This is a genomic window from Endothiovibrio diazotrophicus (genome assembly GCF_054657215.1).
Genome location: NZ_BAAHXB010000001.1, coordinates 148,804 through 171,154, shown reverse-complemented (window position 1 = coordinate 171,154; position 22,351 = coordinate 148,804). Strand labels below are relative to the sequence as shown.

21 protein-coding genes are annotated in these 22,351 nt (G+C 62.7%); 10 read left to right on the top strand and 11 right to left on the bottom strand.

What is annotated here, in order from left to right; all coding sequences use genetic code 11:
- Positions 1 to 37: 37 nt before the first annotated feature.
- Positions 38 to 1,165, bottom strand: a complete 1,128-nt coding sequence (locus ACYQ2W_RS00730) for an integron integrase (RefSeq protein WP_459862407.1) — start codon at positions 1,163 to 1,165, stop codon at positions 38 to 40.
- Between the two features lie 344 nt (positions 1,166 to 1,509).
- Between ACYQ2W_RS00730 and ACYQ2W_RS00725 the strand changes: the two genes are divergently transcribed.
- The 7 genes from ACYQ2W_RS00725 (at position 1,510) to ACYQ2W_RS00695 (ending at position 6,660) form a co-directional block, all read left to right on the top strand.
- Positions 1,510 to 2,505 carry an ABC transporter substrate-binding protein gene (locus ACYQ2W_RS00725; RefSeq protein ID WP_459862405.1) on the top strand — a complete coding sequence of 332 codons (996 nt, stop codon included), beginning with the start codon at positions 1,510 to 1,512 and terminating at the stop codon, positions 2,503 to 2,505.
- Positions 2,502 to 3,257, top strand: coding sequence for an ATP-binding cassette domain-containing protein (locus tag ACYQ2W_RS00720; protein ID WP_459862403.1), 756 nt, complete (start codon positions 2,502 to 2,504; stop codon positions 3,255 to 3,257). The genes ACYQ2W_RS00725 and ACYQ2W_RS00720 overlap by 4 nt, the downstream gene beginning before the upstream one ends.
- A gap of 18 nt (positions 3,258 to 3,275) precedes the next feature.
- Entirely contained in the window at positions 3,276 to 4,598 is a 1,323-nt protein-coding gene (locus ACYQ2W_RS00715; protein WP_459862401.1) for a hypothetical protein, read from the top strand.
- Positions 4,599 to 4,600: 2 nt separating this feature from the next.
- Positions 4,601 to 5,377, top strand: coding sequence for an ABC transporter permease (locus ACYQ2W_RS00710; RefSeq protein ID WP_459862399.1), 777 nt, complete (start codon positions 4,601 to 4,603; stop codon positions 5,375 to 5,377).
- 29 nt (positions 5,378 to 5,406) lie between these two features.
- Complete coding sequence (locus ACYQ2W_RS00705) at positions 5,407 to 5,889, top strand: cupin domain-containing protein (protein ID WP_459862397.1); 483 nt, start codon at positions 5,407 to 5,409, stop codon at positions 5,887 to 5,889.
- A gap of 127 nt (positions 5,890 to 6,016) precedes the next feature.
- Entirely contained in the window at positions 6,017 to 6,307 is a 291-nt protein-coding gene (locus ACYQ2W_RS00700) for a type II toxin-antitoxin system RelE/ParE family toxin (RefSeq protein ID WP_459862417.1), read from the top strand.
- 11 nt (positions 6,308 to 6,318) lie between these two features.
- Positions 6,319 to 6,660, top strand: a complete 342-nt coding sequence (locus tag ACYQ2W_RS00695) for an addiction module antidote protein (RefSeq protein WP_459862395.1) — start codon at positions 6,319 to 6,321, stop codon at positions 6,658 to 6,660.
- A gap of 47 nt (positions 6,661 to 6,707) precedes the next feature.
- Here ACYQ2W_RS00695 and ACYQ2W_RS00690 read toward each other — a convergent pair whose 3' ends face one another.
- The 4 genes from ACYQ2W_RS00690 to ACYQ2W_RS00675 all read right to left on the bottom strand — a co-directional run bounded on the left by ACYQ2W_RS00690 (position 6,708) and on the right by ACYQ2W_RS00675 (position 11,181).
- Entirely contained in the window at positions 6,708 to 7,520 is an 813-nt protein-coding gene (locus ACYQ2W_RS00690; protein ID WP_459862392.1) for an acyl-CoA dehydratase activase, read from the bottom strand.
- Positions 7,517 to 8,017: a 2-hydroxyacyl-CoA dehydratase gene (locus ACYQ2W_RS00685; protein ID WP_459862390.1), complete on the bottom strand. Its 501-nt coding sequence runs from the start codon at positions 8,015 to 8,017 to the stop codon at positions 7,517 to 7,519. Before ACYQ2W_RS00685 ends, ACYQ2W_RS00690 begins: the two co-directional genes overlap by 4 nt.
- Positions 8,018 to 8,929: 912 nt before the next feature.
- Positions 8,930 to 10,057 (bottom strand): TonB-dependent receptor, encoded by a 1,128-nt coding sequence (locus ACYQ2W_RS00680; protein WP_459862388.1) that lies wholly within the window; start codon positions 10,055 to 10,057, stop codon positions 8,930 to 8,932.
- Positions 10,058 to 10,122: 65 nt separating this feature from the next.
- On the bottom strand, positions 10,123 to 11,181 hold the full coding sequence (locus ACYQ2W_RS00675) for a TonB-dependent receptor plug domain-containing protein (RefSeq protein WP_459862386.1): 1,059 nt from the start codon (positions 11,179 to 11,181) through the stop codon (positions 10,123 to 10,125).
- Between the two features lie 425 nt (positions 11,182 to 11,606).
- Here ACYQ2W_RS00675 and dmeF point away from each other — a divergent pair, with 425 nt between their 5' ends.
- Positions 11,607 to 12,575: a CDF family Co(II)/Ni(II) efflux transporter DmeF gene (gene dmeF / locus ACYQ2W_RS00670; RefSeq protein ID WP_459862384.1), complete on the top strand. Its 969-nt coding sequence runs from the start codon at positions 11,607 to 11,609 to the stop codon at positions 12,573 to 12,575.
- Between the two features lie 340 nt (positions 12,576 to 12,915).
- Here the strand turns inward: dmeF and ACYQ2W_RS00665 are convergent, their stop codons facing one another.
- Positions 12,916 to 14,397, bottom strand: a complete 1,482-nt coding sequence (locus ACYQ2W_RS00665; protein WP_459862382.1) for an ABC transporter substrate-binding protein — start codon at positions 14,395 to 14,397, stop codon at positions 12,916 to 12,918.
- A 45-nt stretch (positions 14,398 to 14,442) separates the two neighbouring features.
- Here ACYQ2W_RS00665 and ACYQ2W_RS00660 point away from each other — a divergent pair, with 45 nt between their 5' ends.
- Entirely contained in the window at positions 14,443 to 15,291 is an 849-nt protein-coding gene (locus ACYQ2W_RS00660) for an SDR family oxidoreductase (RefSeq protein ID WP_459862380.1), read from the top strand.
- 136 nt (positions 15,292 to 15,427) lie between these two features.
- Here the strand turns inward: ACYQ2W_RS00660 and ACYQ2W_RS00655 are convergent, their stop codons facing one another.
- Positions 15,428 to 16,324 (bottom strand): MerR family transcriptional regulator, encoded by an 897-nt coding sequence (locus ACYQ2W_RS00655; protein WP_459862378.1) that lies wholly within the window; start codon positions 16,322 to 16,324, stop codon positions 15,428 to 15,430.
- 92 nt (positions 16,325 to 16,416) lie between these two features.
- Here ACYQ2W_RS00655 and ACYQ2W_RS00650 point away from each other — a divergent pair, with 92 nt between their 5' ends.
- Complete coding sequence (locus ACYQ2W_RS00650) at positions 16,417 to 17,670, top strand: methyltransferase domain-containing protein (protein ID WP_459862376.1); 1,254 nt, start codon at positions 16,417 to 16,419, stop codon at positions 17,668 to 17,670.
- A 234-nt stretch (positions 17,671 to 17,904) separates the two neighbouring features.
- Here the strand turns inward: ACYQ2W_RS00650 and ACYQ2W_RS00645 are convergent, their stop codons facing one another.
- The 4 genes from ACYQ2W_RS00645 to pgi all read right to left on the bottom strand — a co-directional run bounded on the left by ACYQ2W_RS00645 (position 17,905) and on the right by pgi (position 22,227).
- Positions 17,905 to 18,516, bottom strand: coding sequence for a LysE family translocator (locus ACYQ2W_RS00645; protein WP_459862374.1), 612 nt, complete (start codon positions 18,514 to 18,516; stop codon positions 17,905 to 17,907).
- Positions 18,517 to 18,536: 20 nt separating this feature from the next.
- On the bottom strand, positions 18,537 to 19,013 hold the full coding sequence (gene ybaK, locus ACYQ2W_RS00640; protein ID WP_459862371.1) for a Cys-tRNA(Pro) deacylase: 477 nt from the start codon (positions 19,011 to 19,013) through the stop codon (positions 18,537 to 18,539).
- 70 nt (positions 19,014 to 19,083) lie between these two features.
- Positions 19,084 to 20,277: a PP2C family protein-serine/threonine phosphatase gene (locus tag ACYQ2W_RS00635; protein WP_459862369.1), complete on the bottom strand. Its 1,194-nt coding sequence runs from the start codon at positions 20,275 to 20,277 to the stop codon at positions 19,084 to 19,086.
- A 306-nt stretch (positions 20,278 to 20,583) separates the two neighbouring features.
- The gene (pgi, locus tag ACYQ2W_RS00630; protein ID WP_459862367.1) at positions 20,584 to 22,227 is read right to left on the bottom strand and encodes a glucose-6-phosphate isomerase; all 1,644 of its coding nucleotides are present in this window, start codon (positions 22,225 to 22,227) and stop codon (positions 20,584 to 20,586) included.
- Between the last annotated feature and the right edge of the window lie 124 nt (positions 22,228 to 22,351).

Here is a 22,351-nt window from a genome sequence, read left to right as displayed (position 1 = left end):
ACCTAGGTGGTGGATGCCAGATCAGAGATTGAGACGATCAAATTCGTCCTTCAGTAGAACGAATAGCGCTCACTGGGAGGGCATCAACGGAGACGCCATCAACGGTTTCGACCGCGCGCGAAAACGAGCCGGGTCGTTGGGCGTCTACCGTACTATCAACTCCCGCGAGCGCGTCCATTGGACTACGCACCCCTGCACTACCTCGTTGCAGGACGTGGGTATATATTTGAGTGGTCTTCACGTCATTGTGCCCCATCAACTCCTGAACCGTACGGATATCGTAACCGGACTCCAGCAAGTGAGTAGCGAAGCTATGTCGAAGGGTGTGAGGCGTCGCCCTCTTGCGTATTCGGGCACTGCGCACCGCTTGCTTGAACGCTTTCTGGACCGGACTTGGATCCATATGGTGGCGCTTCTCACGCCCGGACATCGGATCGATCGCGCGGTTGAGCGAGGGAAACAGATACCACCACCCCGCCTCGAACGGCGCGTTCGGGTATTTCCGTTCCAACGCATCAGGCAGCGACACCTCGCCGAATCCATCGTGGAGGTCGGACTCCCGCACCCGCTCCGCTTCGCCGATCTGATCCCGTACCGCCACGACGAGCGAATCCGGCAGCGGCACGAATCGGTCCTTTCCTCCCTTGCCGTGGCGCACCACGAGCTGGCGGTATCCGAAATCGACATCCTGAAGCCTCAGCCGCAGGCACTCCATAACCCGAAGTCCCGCCCCGTACATCAGGCTCGCCATCAACCAATAGCGGCCCCGCAGCCGGGAGAGTACGGCCGCCACCTCCTTTCGGGTCAGTACCACCGGCACCCGCTCCGGACGCTTCGCCCGCACCACGTCGTCAAGCCAGTCGAGCTGGATCTCCAGGACCTTCTGGTACAGAAAGAGCAGCGCGCTGAGCGCCTGATTCTGGGTAGAAGCCGCGACGTGCCGCTCCGTGGCGAGGTAGGAGAGAAATCGTTCCACCTCCGGTTTTCCCATCTCCCGAGGATGGCGCATCCCAGAAAAGCGGATGTAGAAGCGAATCCAATAGAGGTAAGACTGCTCGGTGCTGTAGCTATAGTGCAGCATACGCAAATGGTCCCGTACCTGCTGGAGCAGGCGGGGCGATTGTCGGTGGTTGACGACGGACTCCATGCGGCGCACCTCGAACATGCTGGTTTTTCATACACCATACATTCAAGTACAGCTACACGAAAAGCGCAAGCGCTGCGTCGTCTATTTCTCCAGCCTGGTAAGCATCCTGTTGTTTTTTGGAATATTTTCAAGAAAGCCAAAAGGGGTTTTATGCGGCTGGTATTCCAATCCGCGAAATATGCCGCTAAGCAGCGGCATAGCGTCCCTGGAGAATCCCTTGAATGTGGCAATCAAGCATGTGTAACTAAAGGTAATTTTTGGAATACTTGGCGATTATGGTGGCTTTGTGCCGCCGATAATGCTTTGAATTGTAGTTAGCGCCCAAAGACCAATTCCTGTCAAAATGTTAACCGGAGATTCAAATGAAGAGCACTTTTCGTAAGGCAATAAGCTTTTACTTGCCTTTCCTCACGTTTTTAGCGCTTGTGGGATGCGGGGACCAACAACAACCGTCAACTACGGCAACATCACAAACTGAGTCAGTAAGAGTTGCGTACCTCCCTATAATCCCCGATCTTCCGATTTTTGTAGCCCACGAACGTGGGTTATTTGAGAAACATGGTTTAAGACCCACTTTAAAAAAAGTCGCTGGAAGCGGTAACCAAGTGTTAGAAACTCTCGCCAGGGGGGATGCTGATTTTGCCTACTTGGCTTACTCTACTGTCCTAGAGGGAGAACTTCAGGCACCTGGAAGTTTTATGGTTCTTCAGCACAATATTGACTCCAACGAATACCCTGGATTATATGCGCTAATAGTTTCACCCAAGTCGGGGATCAGTTCTGTTCATGATCTAAGAAATAGAACAATTGGTACATTTCCTGGGGCGGCAATGCTTGTGCTTACCAAATTAATGCTGTCAGCAGAGGGCATTCAGCCCGGGCCAGAAGCTAGAATTGTCCAGCTTGCGCCCCCTGCACAGGTATCTGCATTGCAAACAGGCCAAGTTGATGCTCTTCTCGCTCTGGAGCCAATCGGTGCGCTAGCCGTTAACGCTGGCGTAGGAGCTTATGCCGATCATTGGCCGCTTACTCCTCGTGTGTCTCCACTAATTCCCACAGGTGGCTCCGTTGTTATGAAAGAGGCGTATAAAACACGTAGAGACTATGTGCTAAATATCGCTACTGCAATCGATGAGGCAATTGACTTCATTCGTCAGCACCCTGAAATGATGTCGGAGTACTATGTAAAGTACTGCGATGTCCCTGAAACGGTCGCAAAGAAACTACCGGTTCTGCACTTCTGGAAGAGTACGGAGATAGAGGTAGAAGCTGCACAAGCATACGCAAATCTTTTGGCAAATGAAGGTGTCTTGGCTAGACCAATCAATGTTTCAGCCATGTATATGCGCGCACCATGATTATTACCAACAATGCATTGGAGGCGGTCAATCTGTCTGCTGTTTTTGATAATCGAGTCATATTCGCCAATATCGATCTTTCCGTAAACCGAGGTGAGGTTGTTTCTATACTGGGAGCAAACGGCGTTGGAAAAACTACTCTGCTGCGTACGCTCGCTGGCTTGCCTCTGTTAAGACAACAGAAGACAAATGGCGAACTGCGACGTCATGTTTCATTTGCGTTCGTCCATCAACAATACCAAGCATCACTTCTTCCATGGTATTCCGCCCGCCGAAACATTCTTTTGGGAACGGAGTTCACGAAATCAAATAAGTTAGCGAAGCCTGAATACTTAGAGGAAAAACTTGCTGAATACGGTTTTGGTGGTCGTTTGCCACTTGATCGCCGACCTGAACAACTTAGCGGAGGACAAAGACAAATGGTCGCATTAGGAAGAGCGCTTATACTAGAGCCTGAATTACTTTTTTTGGACGAACCGATATCCGCTTTAGATAAGAATGTGCAAATAGACTTTGCTATGAATTTACGGCGGTCCACTAAAGAAAACAAACGAGCCGTGCTTGCTGTGCTTCATGATGTACACTTGGCAGCATTTTTATCTGATCGCTGTATAGCTTTGTCGGGAAATCCCGCCGGGGTCGCACTGGATATTCGATTAGACGAAAAACATAGAGAAGACATTACAGAGTTTCTTGCTCAGAAAAAAACACAAACAGACATATCTCTTCTCGCCGAAGCGATATATTCTTGATTGAGGAAGAAGGTAGCAATGAGTGATAACTACACGGCCTGGGGGCTTGTCGCTGGAAATGATGCATTTTATGCAGAGTCGCTTGGCTATCTATACCTTTTTTTGGCCGAAGGAATACTAAAGCATCTAAAGGATGATAGCATAGAGGAAGCATTGATCCTTAATTTTCATGTTGGGCTTCGTTGCTCTGGTGAATTCAAAATCAAGAGCGTCGCAGGATCTGATGAAAAGATAAGGATTCCTTTTGATATTTCTCTTTCAAATCCGTCCGGTACTTTAGTAGCGAATAGTAGCGATTTTCGTCCTAGCTTAATTTCAATGATAGCGGAACGTTTAGGAGGGAGATCGCTCAAGCTGGGTGTATGTTCCGCAGCCGTGGTAACAGAGGCGTATAGGGATGTAGCCAGGAATTCAGGGAAGATGGCGAAGTTTATGTGCTTGGACTATTCACCAGGGTACTGCCTTAGCGGACCGCAGTTTGAAAAGTCAGTAATGCGGCGACTACAAGAATTGGCGGCACAGAATATTGAACCTCATTTGTTTCATAGTGCATCAGATTTGCCTCTAACTGTATTATACCTAAAGTTCTCTAAGCCTATACTGCCTTTGGCCCCTTATGCTAATGTTGAGCCAGACCACGACGCATCCAAAATCACAGAAATACTTGCTACAGGTATTTATGAACCGCGAAATCCAACCGATGTACTACAGGAAGGAGGCGATATAGAGATTCCAACGCAAATACTAGTTGCTAGAGGACACCAGGGAAATAGTAAGATTTCTCGTCAAATTACAAGTTTACGCAAGATGTACGAGGCCCATCTAACCCGATCTTCGGTTCCATTAGCTGGCGTCGGCATGGATGTGTCGGCCCCGCACAAGACAAGAATATTTTTTGTGCACCAGAATAGACCTCGTGATTGCAAAGTAGCAGAGCGCATAAAGGATTTAATCGCGGGACATAGCGCAAATCATGATCTTGAAGTTCAAGTTGTTGGAGGGTTAGATGAGGATACATGGCAGCACGGCCAGACTTTTTACGCTAAGCTACAAGAATGGGTTCAAGCATGTGACTACGCGATAGTTCTGCTCCCGGTAAACGGTGGGCGGTATAACGTACCATATGAACTTGGCCTTTTTCAGCAAAGATATATAGGAAATTACAAAAAACCCAGTGCTAGAGCAATATTAATTGCAAACTCCGAGTCTATCCCAGACAAGTTCAGCGACTATTCTGGTGTATTTGTAATATCGCGAGAACAAGAAGTGGAATCATGGGATGCAGAGGGAAGCGAATTATTTGCAAAGCTCGCGTCACATATACCTTTTTTGGAGGCATAATCTTGCGAAACTATACTGGCAATTATATTGGCATTTCGCTGATTATAGGCGGGTTGCTAGCACTGGAATTTATGAATGTTACCTCTACTTGGGCTCGCCTTGTCTTTCCACGCCCAATAGCCGTGACCGAAGAGCTTTACGTTGCGCTTTACCCATCAGACCAATCTGCTCTCGGCGATATCGCGATCACTTTAGGTCGGATCGTTACTGGATTGCTGCTAGGGTCGTTAATAGCCGTACCCCTGGGATTATCAGCCGGCGTATTGGGTAAAGCTTTTGGCAGTCTCCGTGCTATCGTGGATTTTTTACGATCAATACCGCAAATTGCATTATTCCCGATATTTGCATTACTTTTTGGTATCGATAATTTTGGAAAAATTATGATGGCTACGGTATCGAGTTTTTTAATTGTATTTGTAGCTGCAGCTGACGGTGCTACCTATGGTGTTCAGGAGCGCCATGAAACGATGGAATGGATGGGCGCAACATCTTGGGAGCGATTTATTCATCTTACATTCCCGCAAAGTCTTCCTGCTATAGGAGTAGGCATTAGAATCGCGGGGTCAGTCGCGGTTATTGTAGTTTTGGTAGCAGAAATGTTGTATGGCACACTGGATGGAATTGGTTATCGCTTATATTTAGCTCAATTAGGATACCGGGTTGATGAAATGTGGGCCTATATAATGGTAATTGGGCTTCTTGGAATGACGATTAACTGGCTATTATCGTATCTACAAGCAAGCCTAGTCCCTTGGGATCGTATTTCTTCACATGGCTGATTAGAACTTTGATTATCACGGGGAATAAAATGAATGATCTTTTGCCGAAGTCCATAGTTACATTTCCTGGCGGTTACGTTCAAATATTCAATCCGCGATATCCAATTCGGAAGGTGTGGAGCGACGTATTGCACCTTGATCCAAGATCGGTTTTGCCAGCGCACATCCATGCAGAAACGTCATCGTTACTTATATGTATAAATGGAGCCGGCGAAATTGGAGTTGATGGGAATAAGGTCCTATTAAAAAAGGGGAGCTGTGTTTTTATCCCGGCAAGGTCGGTTCATTACGTTAAATCCTCAGAAACACAATCTTTGGAATGCATATCGATAAACGAAGGAATTATTAGGCCGGGAAATGGTACCGACCTTCAATTCCTAGATGACGGAGGACAAGAAAAAGAGGGATGGGATGATTTCTCAAATACATGTTCTTTGCGCTCGAAAGAATTACAGAGCTACCTGATGAATTATTCCGGTTTGTTTGCATTTGATTTAAAACTCGAAGAGTAACAGTATGCCAAAAAATTGCGCTAACAAAACCATCCAGCGGACGCGCCAAAGGCGCGCGCCGCTGATGGTTGGCGTTGGGCTTGCAGGGAAGGTTGACGAAGTGTAGCCAGGGGGCTACAGTATGGCCATGGTGGAGATTCGCAAAACGGATGTCTATGCCAAGTGGCTCAATGGGCTGAGGGATATTCGGGCGCGTGCCCGTGTTCTCGTGAGAGTTGAACGCTTGGCGGCAGGAAATCCAGGAGACGCCGAACCCGTCGGAGAAGGAGTCTCTGAATTGCGAATCAACTATGGCCCCGGCTATCGGGTCTACTACAAACAGCAAGGAAGAGAGCTGGTGATCTTATTGGCTGGTGGTGACAAAGGCAGCCAATCGAGGGACATCAAGACGGCTCTACGGCTTGCTCGTAATCTGTAGGAATTCTCTCCATGAAGAAGACAGCAACTTCCCGCTACGACGTTGCCGAGCATCTGCGTACTCCCGAAGAAATGGCCGCTTACCTGGAAGCATGCCTGGAAGAAGCAGGCGGTGATGCCGCGTTTATAGCAAAAGCTCTTGGAGATATTGCGCGTGCTAAGGGTATGTCGCAAGTCGCTCGTGATGCAGGCGTGTCGCGGGAAAGCCTTTACAAAGCGCTTTCTGGTGAAAGATCTCCCAGCTTTGACACGATTCTCAAGGTGGTGGCGGCGCTAGGTATTAGGCTTCATGCCGAACCATCCTATATCGTGAACCATGCCCAACAAGGTGCTCCAACCGACGCTTGTCCGTAGCGCGGTTGAGTGCTGGCGTTGAGCCCTGTCACCACGAAATGCCCAACCTACTCCTCCCCCTCCCTCTCCGCCAAATACTCCTCCCACGCAAGAATCGCCGCCCCGAACGCCGTCGTGGTCTGCGGCTGCTCCGGCACCACCAGCTCCCGCTGCAACTCATCCTCGATCGCGGCGACCAGCCCGCGGTTGAGCGCCGGCCCGCCGTCGAAATAGACCCGCTCCTCGATCCCCACCCGTTTGGCCAGGCGCACCGTGCGCTTGGCGATGGAGAAGTGGATGCCGGCGACGATCGCCTCCTTGGCGTGGCCGCCGGCGAGCAGGCCGATGATCTCCGATTCGGCGAACACCGTGCAGGTACTGTTGATGGTGAGCGGCGCCTCGGAGCCGTTGAAGTGGTAGTCGCCCAGCTCTTCGAGGTCGATCTCCAGGTTGCGCGCGGCGACGTCGAGGAAGCGGCCGGTGCCGGCGGCGCACTTGTCGTTCATGGCGAAGTTGGCGACGTGGCCGTCGGCGTCGATGCGGATCGCCTTGGAGTCCTGGCCGCCGATGTTGATGATGGTCTGCACCCCGCCGAACGCCTTGCCCGCCTCGTGGGCGCCGATGGCGTTGGCGGTGATCTCGCTGATCGAGTCGTCGGCCTCCTTGAACAGCTTGCGGCCGTAGCCGGTGGCGATCAGGTACTTCACCTGTTCGCGCGCGACGCCGCTCTGCTCCAGCAGCCGCGCCAGCGCCTCCTTGGCGTTGCGCTGGAACAGGCTGCCGGAGGCGGTGACGTGGCTGCCGACCCGTTCCCCGCGCTCGTTGACCAGGGCGGCCTTGATCGCGGTGGAGCCGATGTCGAGTCCGGCGAAATAGTTCATGGGCGCCTCCTGCGGCGGGTCTTGATCGATTCGAGAAAGGCCTCGACGCGGTTGGCCGAGCAGGTCTCGTCGGCCACCACCACCCCGCCCGACTCCTCGATCAGCAGCGGCAGCTTGAGGTTGGGGAAGATCGACGGCGAGCCGGTGAAGAGGATCCGCGGCGCCTTGCGCTGGGCGGCCTGGAAGCCCGCCTCCCGGCGCGCGGCGAGCTCGGCGTTGAGCCGCTCCACGGCGTCAGTCCAATTCTCTATATTGTCGAAGAAGAAGGCGTTGGTGACCAGGAAGGCGTCCTTGCCGAGGAACGGCGCGGGGGCGGCGCGGCGCAGCTCGTGGAGCCGGCGGAAGGCGGCGCGGGCGCGGGCGGTGCGCGCCATCGCGGCCTTCAGCCCGGCGCGGGTGAGGCGGCGGCCGGTGGCCTCGCTGAGCCGTTCGGCGAGCTGGTGGATCGAGTCGCGCCAGTAGAGGCGCGCCGCCTCGCTCTCCTTGCCCGGCGGCACCCTCACCGAGCCGCAGGCGGTAGAGGAACACCCCGAAGCCGAGCGCCACCACCACCGCGATCACGGTGAGGAAGGCGGGCTGCTTGGCCGCCCACTCCCGGGCGGAGGGGTGGTAGGTGAGGGGCCGGGTCATGCGGTAGTGGACCCGTTGATAGGGCTGTCCCGCCCACTCGCCCGTCGCCGCCAGCTCGCTCTCGGCGGTGACCAGCAGGCGGTACTTCACCCGGCGGCGCTGCTCGATGCCGACGTGGGCGGTGGTGGGGAGTTCGAAGCGGGCGAAGCCCTCGGCGTCCGTGCGCAGCCGCCGGCCCCAACCATCGGCGGTGAGCAGTTGCAGGGTGGCGTCGGCGGCGGGTTGGCGGTCACGGTAGACCTTCACCCCGGCGATGTCCCCGGCGTAGACGCAGCAGGAGACGTGGTGCTCGCGCTGCGGCTGCTGCAACACCAGCTCGAAGGGCAGCTCCTCCAGCGGCGGGCGACCGTATTTGGAATCGCTGGTGCGCCCGCGCACCTCCTGGAGCAGCGCCTCGCCCGGCGAGCCGCCGCTGTTGTAGAGGCGGTACTTGGCCAGCTCCACCTGGAGCACGCCGTCGCGCACCGTACGCTCCAGGTAGACCACCCAGTGGTGCCCCTTGCGCGGGGTGTCGAAGTGGAGCCAGCCGCGCTCGACACGGGCCGGCGCCACCGCGCCTTGGGAGTCGATCAGATAGGCCTCGACCGCCGACGGCGCGGCGAGGTGGAGCCGCCCCTCGGGGAACGTCCCCTCGACCACCCGCAGGCGCCCCTCCCCGCCGCCGGGCGGTGGCTTGGCGATCCAGATCGAGGCGGCGGCCAGCGGCGGCAGGGGCAGCAGGAACAGCGCCAGCAGGGCCCGCCGGCGGGCCACAGGGATTCCATGCATGGCCATACCGCTCAGAAGTCGATCGAGAGGTGGGCGCTGACCACCCGCCCCGGCGAGACGTAGTACTCGGTGTAGCCGCGGTCGAACAGGTCGTTGACCTCCAGACTGACCCGGTAGCCCTCGCCGAAGCTGCTGGCCAGGTTCAGGTCGACCAGGGTGTAGCCGTCATAGGGGGTGTTGTTGGTGTCGTCGGAGTAGCGCTTGCCGACGTGGCGCACGGTGGCCTTGGCGGAGAGGCCGGCGGGGTCGGCGTAGGTGAGGCCGAAGGCCCCCTTGTGGCGCGGCACGTCGGGCAGCCAGTTGCCCTCCAGCGCCGGATTGGGGTCGTAGCGCTCCACCGTCGAGCGGCTATAGGTGTAGTTGGCGAACAGCCCCCAACGGTCGTCGATGGCGTGGTGCAGCTCCGCCTCCAGCCCCGCGGTGGTCACCTCGCCGACGTTGCCTTTGCGGTAGCAGCGGGTGAAGGCGGGGTCGGTGCAGGCGACCGAGAGGGTCGAGATGAAATCCTCGGCGTCGTTGCGATAGAGGCTCAGCGAGAGATCGGTCGAACGGCCGAATCGCCGCTCCAGCCCCAGCTCGTAGGCGAGCACGCTCTCCGCGCCGAGGTTCGGGTTGGGGGCGTAGACGGTGGTGCCGGCGATGTAGGTGCGGTAGAGGTCGTAGAGGGTCGGTGCGCGGAACGCCTTGCCCACCGAGCCGCGCACGGTGGTCTCAGCGGTGAGCCGGTAGCTGGCGGCGAGCTTGGGATTGAACGAGGTGCTGGTATCCGTGGCGAAAGTACTCGCCGTCGGCGAGGCGAAGGTGTCGAAGCTGTAGCCGTCGTAGTTGTGCCAGTAGTCGTAGCGGCCACCGAGGTTGAGCACCAGCGCGTCATCGAGCAGGAACCACTCGTCCTGCAGGTAGAGCCCGGCGTAGCGCTGGCCGCCGGAGGTCTTGACCAGGCGGTTGCTGCCGTCGAAGTAGTGGTCCTCGCGGCTCACCTCCCCCTGGCGGAAATCGAGGCCGGTGGTGAGGATGTGGTCGCCGCCGACGGTGGCGAAGAGGGGGTGGGTGTATTGCAGGTTGCCGCCGAAGTTGTCCTGATCGCTGGCGCTGTCGGAGAGGGTCGAGGTGTAGCCGGTGCGCGAGTACGCCCGCACCCAAGTCTCGGCAACATCAGCGCCCCCCAGATGCGCTCAGGCAAGGCGCCGTCCGCCGGCCAGGGTCACCCCTGGTCAAGGACGGCAACACCGCATGAGCACATCTGAGGGGCGCCCTGCGGGCGAGCTGCTGGCCGGCCTTCTGCGGCGTTGCACGCTCTTGAAAGGGGGTGGCCCTTCCGGCGAGCGTGCGACTTGCAGAAGGCCGGCCAGCGACTCGCTGATATTGCCGAGACTTGGGTGCGGGCGTACTGGCTGACCGAGTCGTAGCCGCTCTCCTCCGACTTGCCGTAGAGGCTGAGCGAGAGCTCGCGGCCGTCGCCGAGGCGGCCGGTGAGCGAGCGGTTCTCCTGCTCGTAGGGGTTGTAGCCGGCGATCGCGTAGGTGCCGGTGCTCTGGTGGTGGTAGTAGTCGCCGCCCAGTTCGAGCGACGCGGCGTCGCCGAGGTCGAAGGTGACGCTGCCGCGCAGGTTCTCCTGCTCGCTCCCCTTGTCGATGGAGGTGGCCTTGCGGTCCTTGGCCTGCAGCGGGTCGTAGCCGTCGCTGCGCATCACGCTGCCGGAGAGGCGGTAGCCGAGGCGCCCGTCGGTACCGCTGACGGCGAGCGAACCGTCGCGGGTGTTCATGCCGCCGTAGCCGACCACCGCCCGCACCTGGCGCTCCGCGGTGGGCCGCTTGGTGAGGATGTTGATCACCCCGCCCATGGCGTTGGAGCCGTAGAGCGCGGAGCTGGCGCCGCGCACCACCTCGATGCGCCGGATATCCTCCACCGGGATCAGGTTCCACTCCACCCCGCCGTTGTAGACCTCGTTGACCGGCACCCCGTCGATCAGCAGCAGCGCGCGCGCCTCGGTGAGTCCGCCCATGCCGCGCAGGATCACCTTGTTGGAGGTGCCCACCGAGAGCGGGCCGATGCCGTGGCGCACGTCGACCCCCGCCAGCTCCTGGAGCAGCTCGTCGGCGCTGCGCGCGTTGGAGCGGGCGATCTCCTCGGCGGTGATCACCGAGACGCTGGCGGGGACGTCCGCCACCTCGCGCTCGGTACGCGTGGCGGTCACCACCACCGTCCCCAGGTCGACCGCCTCGGCGGCGGGGGCGGCGAACGGCAGGGCGGCGCAGAGCATCCACCCGACAGGGGATTTGACGGGAGGAGTGCGGGATAACGCGCACGTAATATATTTCCTACTCCTTATGTCGACATCTGCCGATACCCACCGACACCCGACGAACCCTGCGTAATGGAATAGCCACACAATTGCCAATCATTCTCAGTTGCATTTGTTGCTGAGGCGCCGTATAACAAAAATGGTGTGTGGCGGCACTGCGCTGCGAGGAACGCTCCATGCGCCATGGTGGATCGGCAACCGCGCAATTTGCCGGGCTGGAGTGAATTCCGGCACAGGTGCCTTCGTTGGCGGCGGATTACGCTGCGCTAATCCGCCCTACCCGGCTATCCGGCTGCGGGGCGCCGTGGATGCCGTTGCCGCCGGGTTTGGCGCCAAGTGCGCGGTGCCTTTCTCCTCCGCCTTCGATCTTCAGGAGCCCTTCCATGAACGCCCACGATTCGAGCCAATGGCAGCACAGCCACGACTTCGGCACCGCCGCCGAGGCGCGGGCCGAGCGGCGCACCCGCTGGGTGGTGGCGCTGACCCTGGTGATGATGGCCGGCGAGCTGCTGTTCGGCTGGATCACCGGTTCCATGGCGCTGCTCGCCGACGGCTGGCACATGGGCACCCATGCGCTGGCCCTCGGCCTCACCCTTTCCGCCTACGCCTTCGCCCGCCGCCGCGCCGACGACCGGCGCTACACCTTCGGCACCGGCAAGGTACCGTCGCTGGCCGGCTTCACCAGCGCCCTGCTGCTCGGCGCCGGCGCCATCGTGATGGCGGTGGAGTCGTTCAGCCGCCTCGTCGAGCCGGTGCCGATCCGCTACGGCGAGGCGATGGTGGTGGCGGCGCTCGGCCTCGCGGTCAACCTGCTCAGCGCCTGGCTACTCGGCCACGACCACGGCGACAGGCACGATCACCACCACGCCCATCACGACCACGACCATCACAGTCATAGTCACGCTCACCACGACCACAACCTGCGCGCCGCCTATCTGCACGTGCTGGCCGACGCCCTCACCTCGGTGCTGGCGATCGTCGCGCTGGCGGCAGGGATGCTCTGGGGGTGGGCGCAGCTCGACCCGTTGATGGGTCTCGTCGGCGCCGCGCTGGTCGGCTCGTGGGCCTGGGGGCTGCTGCGCGACAGCGCGCTGGTGCTGCTCGACGCGGGCGACCACCGGGCGCTGGCCGACGCCATCCACGAGGAGCTCAACGCGGCGGGCGACAGCGAGGTGGCCGATCTCCACCTGTGGCGGGTGGGCCCGCGCGGCCATGCCTGCATCCTCTCGGTGGTGACCCACTCGGAACGGAGTGCCGACGACTACCGCCGTCGGCTGGAACACATCGCCGGGATCTGCCACCTCACCATCGAGGTGCGCCACTGCCACGACCGGCGCTGTCTCGCGGCCTGAACGACAGGGAAACCCGTCGAGGTCCTTCTTCCGATTTCCGCGCATCAGAAAGGCTATGTCGGAGTTGGCTGTTGCGGCTACCCAAACGGTAGGAGCGGCCCTTAGGACCCGCGTGGGAGTGCAGCCGGCGACGCTCCGGCGTCGCGTCAAGCAGGCGGCAGGGCAATAGGATAGGGACGCTGGAGCGTCCGGGAGGCGTTCCCACGCTGGAGCGCGGGAACGATCGGATGACACCCTCTCCGCTCGCCCCCGCCGGCATATTTGAACACCGCCACTCCGCACCATCGCGGCCTTGGGGCCGCTCCTACAGGGATGGGGTAGCGATTGTCGAGGAGGGGGATCAGGGACGCCTCAGGCGCACCGCGGCGAGCGCGTCGTAGCTGCCGTCCGCCACCGGCCGGTAGCCCTCCACCCGGCCGCCCAGGGCGACCACCTGGGGCTCGTACCAGAGCGGCACGTAGGGCAACTCCTCCGCCAGATCGGCCTGCAACCGCCGGTAGAGGGGCGCCTGGGCCTCCAGGTCGGGCGCCGCTTCCGCCGCCTCGATCAGCCGGTCGGCCGCGCGGCTGCGGAAACGCCCGCGGTTGGCCCCGGCGGGAGGCACCGAGGCGCTGTGGAAGACGTAGCGGAAGATGTCCGGCGTGCGCAGCCCGACCCAGCTGAGGGAGTAGAGCTGGAAGCGCCCCGCCTTGATGTCGCCGTAGAAGGCGCCCCAGTCGAAGCTGCGCACCTTCACCTCAACCCCCACCCGCGCCAGCTGATCCTGGATCACCGTCGCCAGCCGCACCCGGAACGGGTCGGCGGAGGTCTTGTACTCCAGGCGCAGCGGGCGGCCTGGCCCGTAGCCCGCCTGCGCCAACAGCCGCCGCGCCTCAGCCGGGTCGTAGGCGACGCCGTGGAGATCGGGATGACCCGCCCAATGCTCCGGCGGCAGCAGCGCGCCAGCGAGCCGCGCGCCGGGCAGCAGGTGACGCACGATCGCCTCGCGGTCGATGGCGTGGGCCACCGCCCGACGCACCAGCGGACGGCCGGTGTCGCCATCCTCCAGATTGAAGCCGAGGTAGGTGAAGTTGGCGCCGGGGCCGCGCAACAGCCGCACCCGCGGGTCGCGATCGAGGTAGTCGGCCAGCTCCGGCGGCAGGTCGTTCTGCAGCAGATCCACCTCGCCGCGCAGCAGCTTGAGCACCCGCACCGTGGGGTCCTTGACGGTGACGAAGTCGATCGCCTGACCGTCTTCGACGCGGCGCAGCCGCAGCCGCCCCTCGTCGGGCCAGTCGACCAAGGCCAGCGGCCCGCTGCCCATCGGCTGGCGGTTGAAGGGGTGGCCCGCCGTGGCCAGTGCCCGCGGCACGATGCCGAGCACCAGCAGCGCCGGGAACAGCGGATCGGGGCGCGACAGGTGGAACCGCAGTCGCTCCGCGTCGAGCCGCTCGATGCGCTCGATGTGGGCCAGGGCGAGGCGGTGGGGCGAGCCGTTGGCGGGATCGAGGACGAAGTCGTAGGTCGCCTTCACATCATCCGCGGTGAGCGGGGTGCCGTCATGGAAGGTGCGCGCCGGCCCCGGTTGCAGGGTGACCCGGTAGTCGGTGGGCGAGAGCCGCTCCCAGCGGGCCAGCGACGGCTGCGGCCGGGAGGCGTCGTCGAACTCCACCAGCCGGCGGTAGAGCAGGCGGTTGATCCGCTCCGAGGCGGCATCGGTGGCGAAACGCGGATCGAGGGTGACCGGCCCCTGGGAGAGGGCGAAGCGCAGGGCCGTATCGGGCGACGGCGCACAGGCGGTGAGCAGCGACAGCAGCAGGAGGATCGGCAGGAGACGCATCATGCGGCCATAGGATATCCGAAGCGGGAGTCCCGTATAATCCGCGCCATGAAACAACGCTCGATCCTCATCACCGGCTGCTCCAGCGGCATCGGTCTGTGCTGTGCCCGGGGCATGCAGGCCCGCGGCTGGCGGGTCTTCGCCACCGCGCGCAAGGCGGCGGACGTGGTGCGGCTGAACGGCGAGGGGCTGGAATCGCTGCAACTGGACCTCGACGACTCCGCCTCCATCGATGCGGCGGTGGAGGCGGTGTTCGAACGCACCGGCGGGACCCTCGACGCACTGTTCAACAACGGCGCCTACGGCCAGCCCGGCGCGGTGGAGGACCTCTCCCGCGAGGCGCTGCGGGCGCAGTTCGAGACCAACCTGTTCGGCACCCACGAACTCACCTGCCGGGTGCTGCCGGCGATGCGCCGCCAGGGCCACGGCCGGATCGTCCAGGACTCCTCGGTGCTCGGGCTGGTGGCGATGCCCTACCGCGGCGCCTACAACGCCACCAAGTTCGCCCTGGAGGGGCTCACCGACACCCTGCGCCTGGAGCTGCGGGGGAGCGGCATCCACTGCGCGCTGATCGAACCGGGCCCGATCCTCTCGCGCTTCCGCGCCAACGCCTTGGAGAAGTTCCGCGCCAACGTACCCATCGAAGGCAGCGCCCACGAGGAGTACTACCGCGGGGTGCTCGCACGCCTCAAGAAGGAAGGCCCCGCCGCCCCCTTCACCCTGCCGCCGGAGGCGGTGTTGGAGAAGCTGATCCACGCCGTCGAGAGCCGCCGCCCCAAGGCGCGCTACTACGTCACCTTCCCCACCTACCTGCTCGGCTACCTGCGGCGGGCCCTCTCCAGCGCCGCCATGGACCGTTTCCTCCACCTCCTCGGCGAGCGGGAGAACCGCGAATAGGGCGCCCCGCGGGCGCCGTCGGCATACCAGAACGGGAGGCGGTTTCGTTCGGCACGGCACCCGCGGGGCGCCCTATGCCGGGTCCGGGCGAACGGGGTGTGCCGACATGCGACGCGCACCGCCGTCCGACGAAAGCTCATGCCCCCTCTGAACGTTCCATCAACACACCAAGCATACGCAGGGCATCGCCCTCCTCCGCCCCCACCGACACCACCCGGCCGACCGTCTCCTCCAGCCCCACCGCCACCACCGGCAGTGACACCTCGCGCTCCAGCCGTTCCAACTCGGCGCGGATCAGCCGCCGCGGGAGCGCGCGGTCGACCCGCACCAGCAGGACACGGGCGTCCCCTCCGGCGATCAGCGGGGCGAAGGTCGCCGGCGACAGGGAGGCACCCAGATAGAGGGGGCGCCAGCCGCGGGTCTCGGCGGCGACGCAGAGCGTCAGCAGCTCCAGCTCCTCCCCCTCCCCGGCCAGGGCGACGGCGGCGAAGCGGGGGGCGTGGTGCTCGCTGCGACCGTGGGCGAGACGGGCGACCAGCTTGTTGCGCAGGATCAGACGCAACCAACGCTCGCGGGCCGCGCCCCCCACCTCCTCCCGCCTCGCCGCCGCCTCCGCCAGCAGCGGTCGCAGCAACTGCCGGGAGACGGTCTCCGGCGGATAGAGGGCCGCCAGCTCGTTGTAGAGGGCATCCAGCGCCTCCGGCCGCACCGCCTCCAGGGCGGCGAAAAATCGCTCGCGGGCGCGGCCCCATTCGTCCTCCACCCCGCCGCCCGCACCACCGGTCTCGGCGACCACCGGCTGCGTACCGCACACCTGACGGGCCGCCTCGCGGATCGCCATCCCTCCGGCGAGCAACGCATTCACCCGGTTGATCCGCTCCACATCCTGCGCACTGTAAAGGCGGTGCCCCTTGGCGGTGCGCTCGGGCCGGAGCAGGCCGTAGCGCCGTTCCCAGGCGCGCAGGGTGACCGGGTTGACCCCGGTGAGCTGGGCCACGATGCGGATCGGATAACGGGGGTCAGTGGCGTCCACAGGCGGCCTTTTGTATAGAAAAAAATATTTTTATTTGTACAAAATAAAAAAATAGCTATACCAGTATGAACGCTTTTACGGAGGAAACCACCATGAGTTCACCGGCACTCTCACTCCCCGCCGAACCCCGCTCCCGCGCGCTGAACGTCTCCTTTGCCCTGGAATGGGCGTCGGAGCGGATGCGTCACACCGAGGAGCGGGTGATCCCCAAGTACAACACCTGGCGCGACCTGCCCCCCACCGGGCTGGAGGCACTGCTCGCCGAGGGCGTAGCGGGAGACGGCGAGAGCTGCCGCTACCGTCCCGGCGAGCTGGCGCCCATCAGACATCCGCGGCTCACGGTGGAGGTCCCCGCGGCGCGCTTCAACCGAGGGCCGGGGCGAATCCCGCTGGAACCGCAGGTGGGGCGTTTCTATCCGCGCGGGATGATCGCCGGGGTGCGCGGCATTTTCTCCTCGGAGTACCAGCCGATGCGCCTGATCGAGGCCGATGGCGGACGGCTGCGCTTCGATCTCAACCACCCCCTCGCCGGGCGCGAGCTGACCCTGCGGGCGACCATCCACGAGGCCCGCGACCTGCCCCACGAGCACGGCGGCGCGTGCAATGACGTGGCCGCGCTGATGACCGGCTACGGCCCCGGGATGCAGGCGCGCCACGACGACCGCCCCACCCACTTCCTCGACGACTCCGCCCTGCGCCGCGGCGATGGGGGGGACGACGCCCGCTTCTACGCCGCGCCGCGGCTGGTCAGCCACCTCGACGCCACCGCACGGGCACGGCTGGCCGCGCGCATGGAGGGGCTGATACCGGCCGGCAGCCGGGTGCTCGATCTGATGAGCAGCATCGACAGCCACCTGCCCGACGGACTCACCGCCGCGGTGACCGGCCTCGGCATGAACGAGGAGGAGCTGGCCGCCAACCCACGCCTCGCCCGGCGGGTGGTCCACGACCTCAACGCGGAGCCGCGCCTGCCGTTCCCCGACGGCAGCTTCGACGTGCTCACCTGCCACCTCTCGGTGGAGTACCTGATCCGCCCGCTGGCGGTGTTCGAGGAGGCGGCGCGGGTGCTGCGTCCCGGCGGCCGGGTGGTGGTGAGCTTCTCCAACCGCTGGTTCCCGCCCAAGGCGATCCACCTCTGGACCCAGCTCCACGAGTTCGAGCGGATGGGACTGGTGGCGGAGTATCTGCTGGCCGGCGGGCGTTTCGAGGCGCTGGAGAGCTGGTCGCTACGCGGCCTGCCGCGGCCGCTGGACGACCGCCACATCCGCCGCTCACTCGACGCCGATCCGCTCTATCTGGTCAGCGGCGTGCGGCACAGAGAGAACCACTCTTTTGGCGATATCTGAGTTAGCGATTGCGACATTCATCGAATGTAGGAGCGGCCCCGAGGCCGCGATTGCCGACCGGGAAGTAGGTACTTGGCGGATGCAGGATGCGGAAGCCGGGCGCCATGTCCGTTGCAAACAGTTGCCAAATCGAGGCGCCTCACTCCGTCGTGATCGCGGCCGCTCCTACAGTGAAGCGCGGCGCTATCGATCGATCGCAACAAATAATTCGGACATCGCCATTTTCTTGACCGATCACCGATCGGTCACCGCCAACCTCGCCGCCAGGGCGACGAACACCCCGGAGAAGGCGCGCTGAATCCAGCGCACCGGCCCGGGCGAGTGGGCGAGGTGGTGGCGCACCCGGTCGGCCACCACCCCGTAAAGGGCGAACACCACCAGGGTCATCGCCATGAACAGCGCCCCCAACAGGAGCATATGGCCGAGCGGTGAGGCCGTACCGGCGGGGACGAACTGGGGCAGGAAGGCGAGAAAGAAGATCGAGAGCTTGGGATTGAGGATATTGATCAGGAAGGCGCGCAGCGCCACCGCGGCGCCGCTCCGTTCGGCCGACCGGCCGTCCAATTCCACCACCCCGCTCTCCCGCCACATCGCCCAGGCGAGGTAGGCCAGATAGGCGACGCCGAGAAACTTCACCGCCTGGAAGGCGACGGCGCTGGCGTGGAGGATTGCGGCCAGACCGAGCACGCTCGCCAACAGATGGGGAAGAATGCCGGCGGTACAGCCCAGCGCCGCAAACAGGCTGGCGCGCGTGCCGCGGGTCAGACCGACGGAGAGGGTGTAGAGGACGCCGGTACCTGGCAGCAACACGACGATCAACGAGGTAACCAGGAATTCGATGTTCATCACGGATTCTCCTCAGCAGGCTAGGTTCGAGCGATTTCGGCAACCTTTGCCCCGATCAACCGCTGGAGATCGGCCGGGGCCAGCTCGATCTCCAAACCGCGGCGGCCGGCGCTGACGAAGAGGGTCTCGAAGTGGAGGGCGCTGCGGTCGAGCAGTGCCGGCAGCCGCCGCTTCTGTCCCAAGGGGCTGATCCCACCCACCACATAGCCGGTGGCCCGCTCCGCCGCGGCGGCCTCCGCCAGCGCCGCCTTCTTCGCGCCGATCGCCGCGGCGAAGGCCTTCAGGTCGAGCTGCGCGCTCACCGGCACCACCGCCACCGCGAGCCGCCTCGAATCGCCGTCGAGGGCGGCCACCAGGGTCTTGAAGACCCGCTCGCGGGGAAGACCCAGGGCCTCGGCGGCCTCCTCGCCGAAGGCGCGCCGGGCCGGGTCGTGGGCGTACGAGTGGACCCGATGCGCCACCTTCGCCCGCTGGGCGGCGACCACCGCGGGGGTCATCGCGGCACCCTGTGCAGGGCGGCGGCGCGCGACGGGAGACGGGAACAGGGCATGATCGAATCGGCAACCATCAGGCCAGGCGCACCGAATACCCCTCCTCGTCGGCGTGGTCCTTGTCGCAGACCAACTCGATGAAGGTGATGTCGTCGCGCTGCTCGGCGTAGCCGATGTGGCGGGAGACGGTCTGGCGGATGTGCTCGACCATCCCCACCGCGAGCCCCTCGCGGATCAGCGCCTCCAGCCGCTCCTGGCCAAACATCCGCGGCTCCAGGTCCTCGGCCTCGATCAACCCGTCGGAGTAGAGATAGACCCGGTCCCCCTGGGAGACCGGCACCCGCTCCAGCTCCTTGCCCATGCCGTCGCCGGGCATCACCGCCAGCGGCAGGTTGCTCGACGGGACCCGCCGGATCTCGCCGTCCCCGGAGCGCACCAGGATATCCGGCAGGCCGCCGTTCCACACCGTCACCCCCATGCGCACGGTATTGAACTCGACCACCGCCATGGCGAGGAACAGGCCGGTGGGGAGCAGCTCCTTCAGCTTGCGGTTCATCACCGTCACCATGTCCTCGATGGGGAAGCCCATGGTGGTCATGTTCTGAAAAATGTCGCTCACCGGCAGGGCACCGATGGCCGCGGTCAGCCCGTGGCCGGTGAAGTCGCCGAGCAGGACGCGCTGATCGCCGTTGGGTTTCTGGCCGACCAGCACCAGATCGCCGGAGGCGACGCTCTGCGGCTGAAGGAAATAGTGGATGTTGGGCGCCTCGAAGCGGCGGTTGCCGGCGACGCTGTTGAAGATGTTCTCGGCGATCTGGTATTCGCGCTGCAACACCGCGCGATGGAATTCGAGCTGGCGGTGCTGCTCGCGCAGAGTCATCTCCATCTTGCGGTCGCGCACCAGGGTCGCCACCTTGGTGCGGATCGCGGTGGGGTTGAGGGGGCGCAGCACGAAATCGTCGGCGCCGCAGCGGGCGCACAGCGCCATCCCCTCCTCGTCCTCGTGATCGGCGAGGATCAGCACCGAATTGCGCCCCCTCTCCGGGTCGTCGGAGGCGGCCCGTTTGAGCAGACGACAGCCGTTGGCCGAGGCGGCGACCACGTCGAGCAGGACAATGCACGGCTTGCGCCGCCCCACCCCCTCGCGCAACTCGCTGGAGGGGCACTCGAAGAACTCGTATCCCTCCTTGCCGAGAATCCGGCGCAGCGCGGCGCGCTCACGCGCGTCGTCCAGCGCGATCAGGATCCCGGCTGCCGGTTTTTCTGCCATCTAATAAACTTCCCGCAAGGTAACTGCTCACCCCACAACGAGACTCAACCGCAGATTAAGGGACGCGGAAAGAATAAATTACCCCAAATCGCTTGTCTCGCGGCCCGTCTTCGGCGTTGCGGCAAGGGTTACATAGCCGGGCTATGCGCCCCTTGCCGCGCCTTGAAGACGAACCGCGATCCGGCGCGATTTGGGGTAATTTATTCTTTCCGCGCCCCTAACGCCGATTCCCGCAGATCGGGCCAACAGCTCATCTGCGAAAATCTGCGTCAATCTGCGGTTCAATTCCGAGGGGCGACTCGCGCCCTACCGTCTCCCTTTGTAGTGGTTGATCAATCCGTTGGTGGAGGCGTCATGCGCTTCGACCACCCCCTCCCCCTCCAGTTCCGGCAGGATCGCCTTGGCCAGCTGCTTGCCCAGCTCGACGCCCCACTGGTCGTAGGAGTTGACGTTCCAGATCACCCCCTGGACGAAGATCTTGTGCTCGTACATGGCGATCAGCGCCCCCAGGTTGAAGGGGGTGATCTTCTGCACCAGGATCGAGTTGGTGGGGCGGTTGCCCTCGAACACCTTGTGGGGGAGCAGTGCCTCCAACGCTTCGCCCTCCACGCCGGCAGCCGCCAGCTCGGCGCGGGCCTCGTCGCGGCTCTTCCCCTTCATCAGCGCCTCGGGCTGGGCGAAGAAGTTGGAGAGGAGGATCTTGTGGTGCTCGCCGAGCGGGTTGTGGCTCTCGATGGGGGCGATGAAGTCTGCCGGGATCAGCTTGGTCCCCTGATGGATCAGTTGGTAGAAGGCGTGCTGGCCGTTGGTGCCCGGCTCGCCCCAGATCACCGGTCCGGTCTGGTAGTCCACGCGGCTGCCCTGGCGATCGACGAACTTGCCGTTGGACTCCATGTCGCCCTGCTGGAAGTAGGCGGCGAAGCGGTGGAGATACTGGTCGTAGGGGAGGATGGCGTGGCTCTCGGCGCCGAAGAAGTTGTTGTACCAGATGCCGAGCAGCGCCAGGATCACTGGCAGGTTGGCCTCCAGCGGCGCCTCGACGAAGTGGCGGTCCATGGCGTGGGCGCCGGCGAGCAGCTCCTCGAACCGCGCCATGCCGAGATAGAGCGCGATCGGCAGGCCGATCGCCGACCACAGCGAGTAGCGCCCGCCGACCCAGTCCCAGAACTCGAACATGTGGGCGGTGTCGATGCCGAAGGCCGCCACCCCCTCGGCGTTGGTGGAGAGCGCGCAGAAGTGCTTGGCCACATGGGCCGGATCGCCGGCGCTCTTCAGGAACCAGTCGCGGGCGGTGTGGGCGTTGGTCAGGGTCTCCTGGGTGGTGAAGGTCTTCGAGGCGATGACGAAGAGCACCGTCTCCGGATCGACCCGCTTCAGCGTCTCGGCGATGTGGGTGCCGTCGACGTTGGAGACGAAGTGGACCCGCAACAGGTGGTCGTCGCCATAAGCCTTCAACGCCTCGGTGACCATCACCGGTCCGAGGTCGGAACCACCGATGCCGATGTTGACCACGTCGCGAATCACCTTGCCGGTATAGCCACGCCACGTCCCGGAGCGGACCCGCTCGACGAAACCGCGCATCTGCTCGAGCACCCGGTTGACCGCCGGCATCACGTCCTCGCCGTCCACCGTCACCGGCGAATTGGCGCGATTGCGCAGGGCGGTGTGGAGCACCGCCCGATCCTCGGTGAGGTTGATCTTCTCGCCCGAGAACATCTTCCCGCGCCACCCCTCCAGATCCGCCTGACGGGCCAGCTCGAAAAGCAGCGGCATCGTCCCGTCGGTGATGCGGTTCTTGGAGTAGTCGAGAAGGATCTCGCCGAACGCGACGGAGAACTTGGTGAAGCGCTCGGGATCGGCGGCGAAGAGCTCGCGCATATGGAGGTCGGAGACCTCGGCAAAATGGTGTTCGAGGGCCATCCAGGCGGGGGATTTGGTAAGATCGGACATGGGATTTTTCGTTGGAATGCTCGGCCGGATCGGTGACGAAAAGGATATCACGGTTCGCACCGTTTCCCTGACTGCCCGGAGATCCGCGCGGCGTGGAAACGACGAGAGAAACGACTTGTCGCAG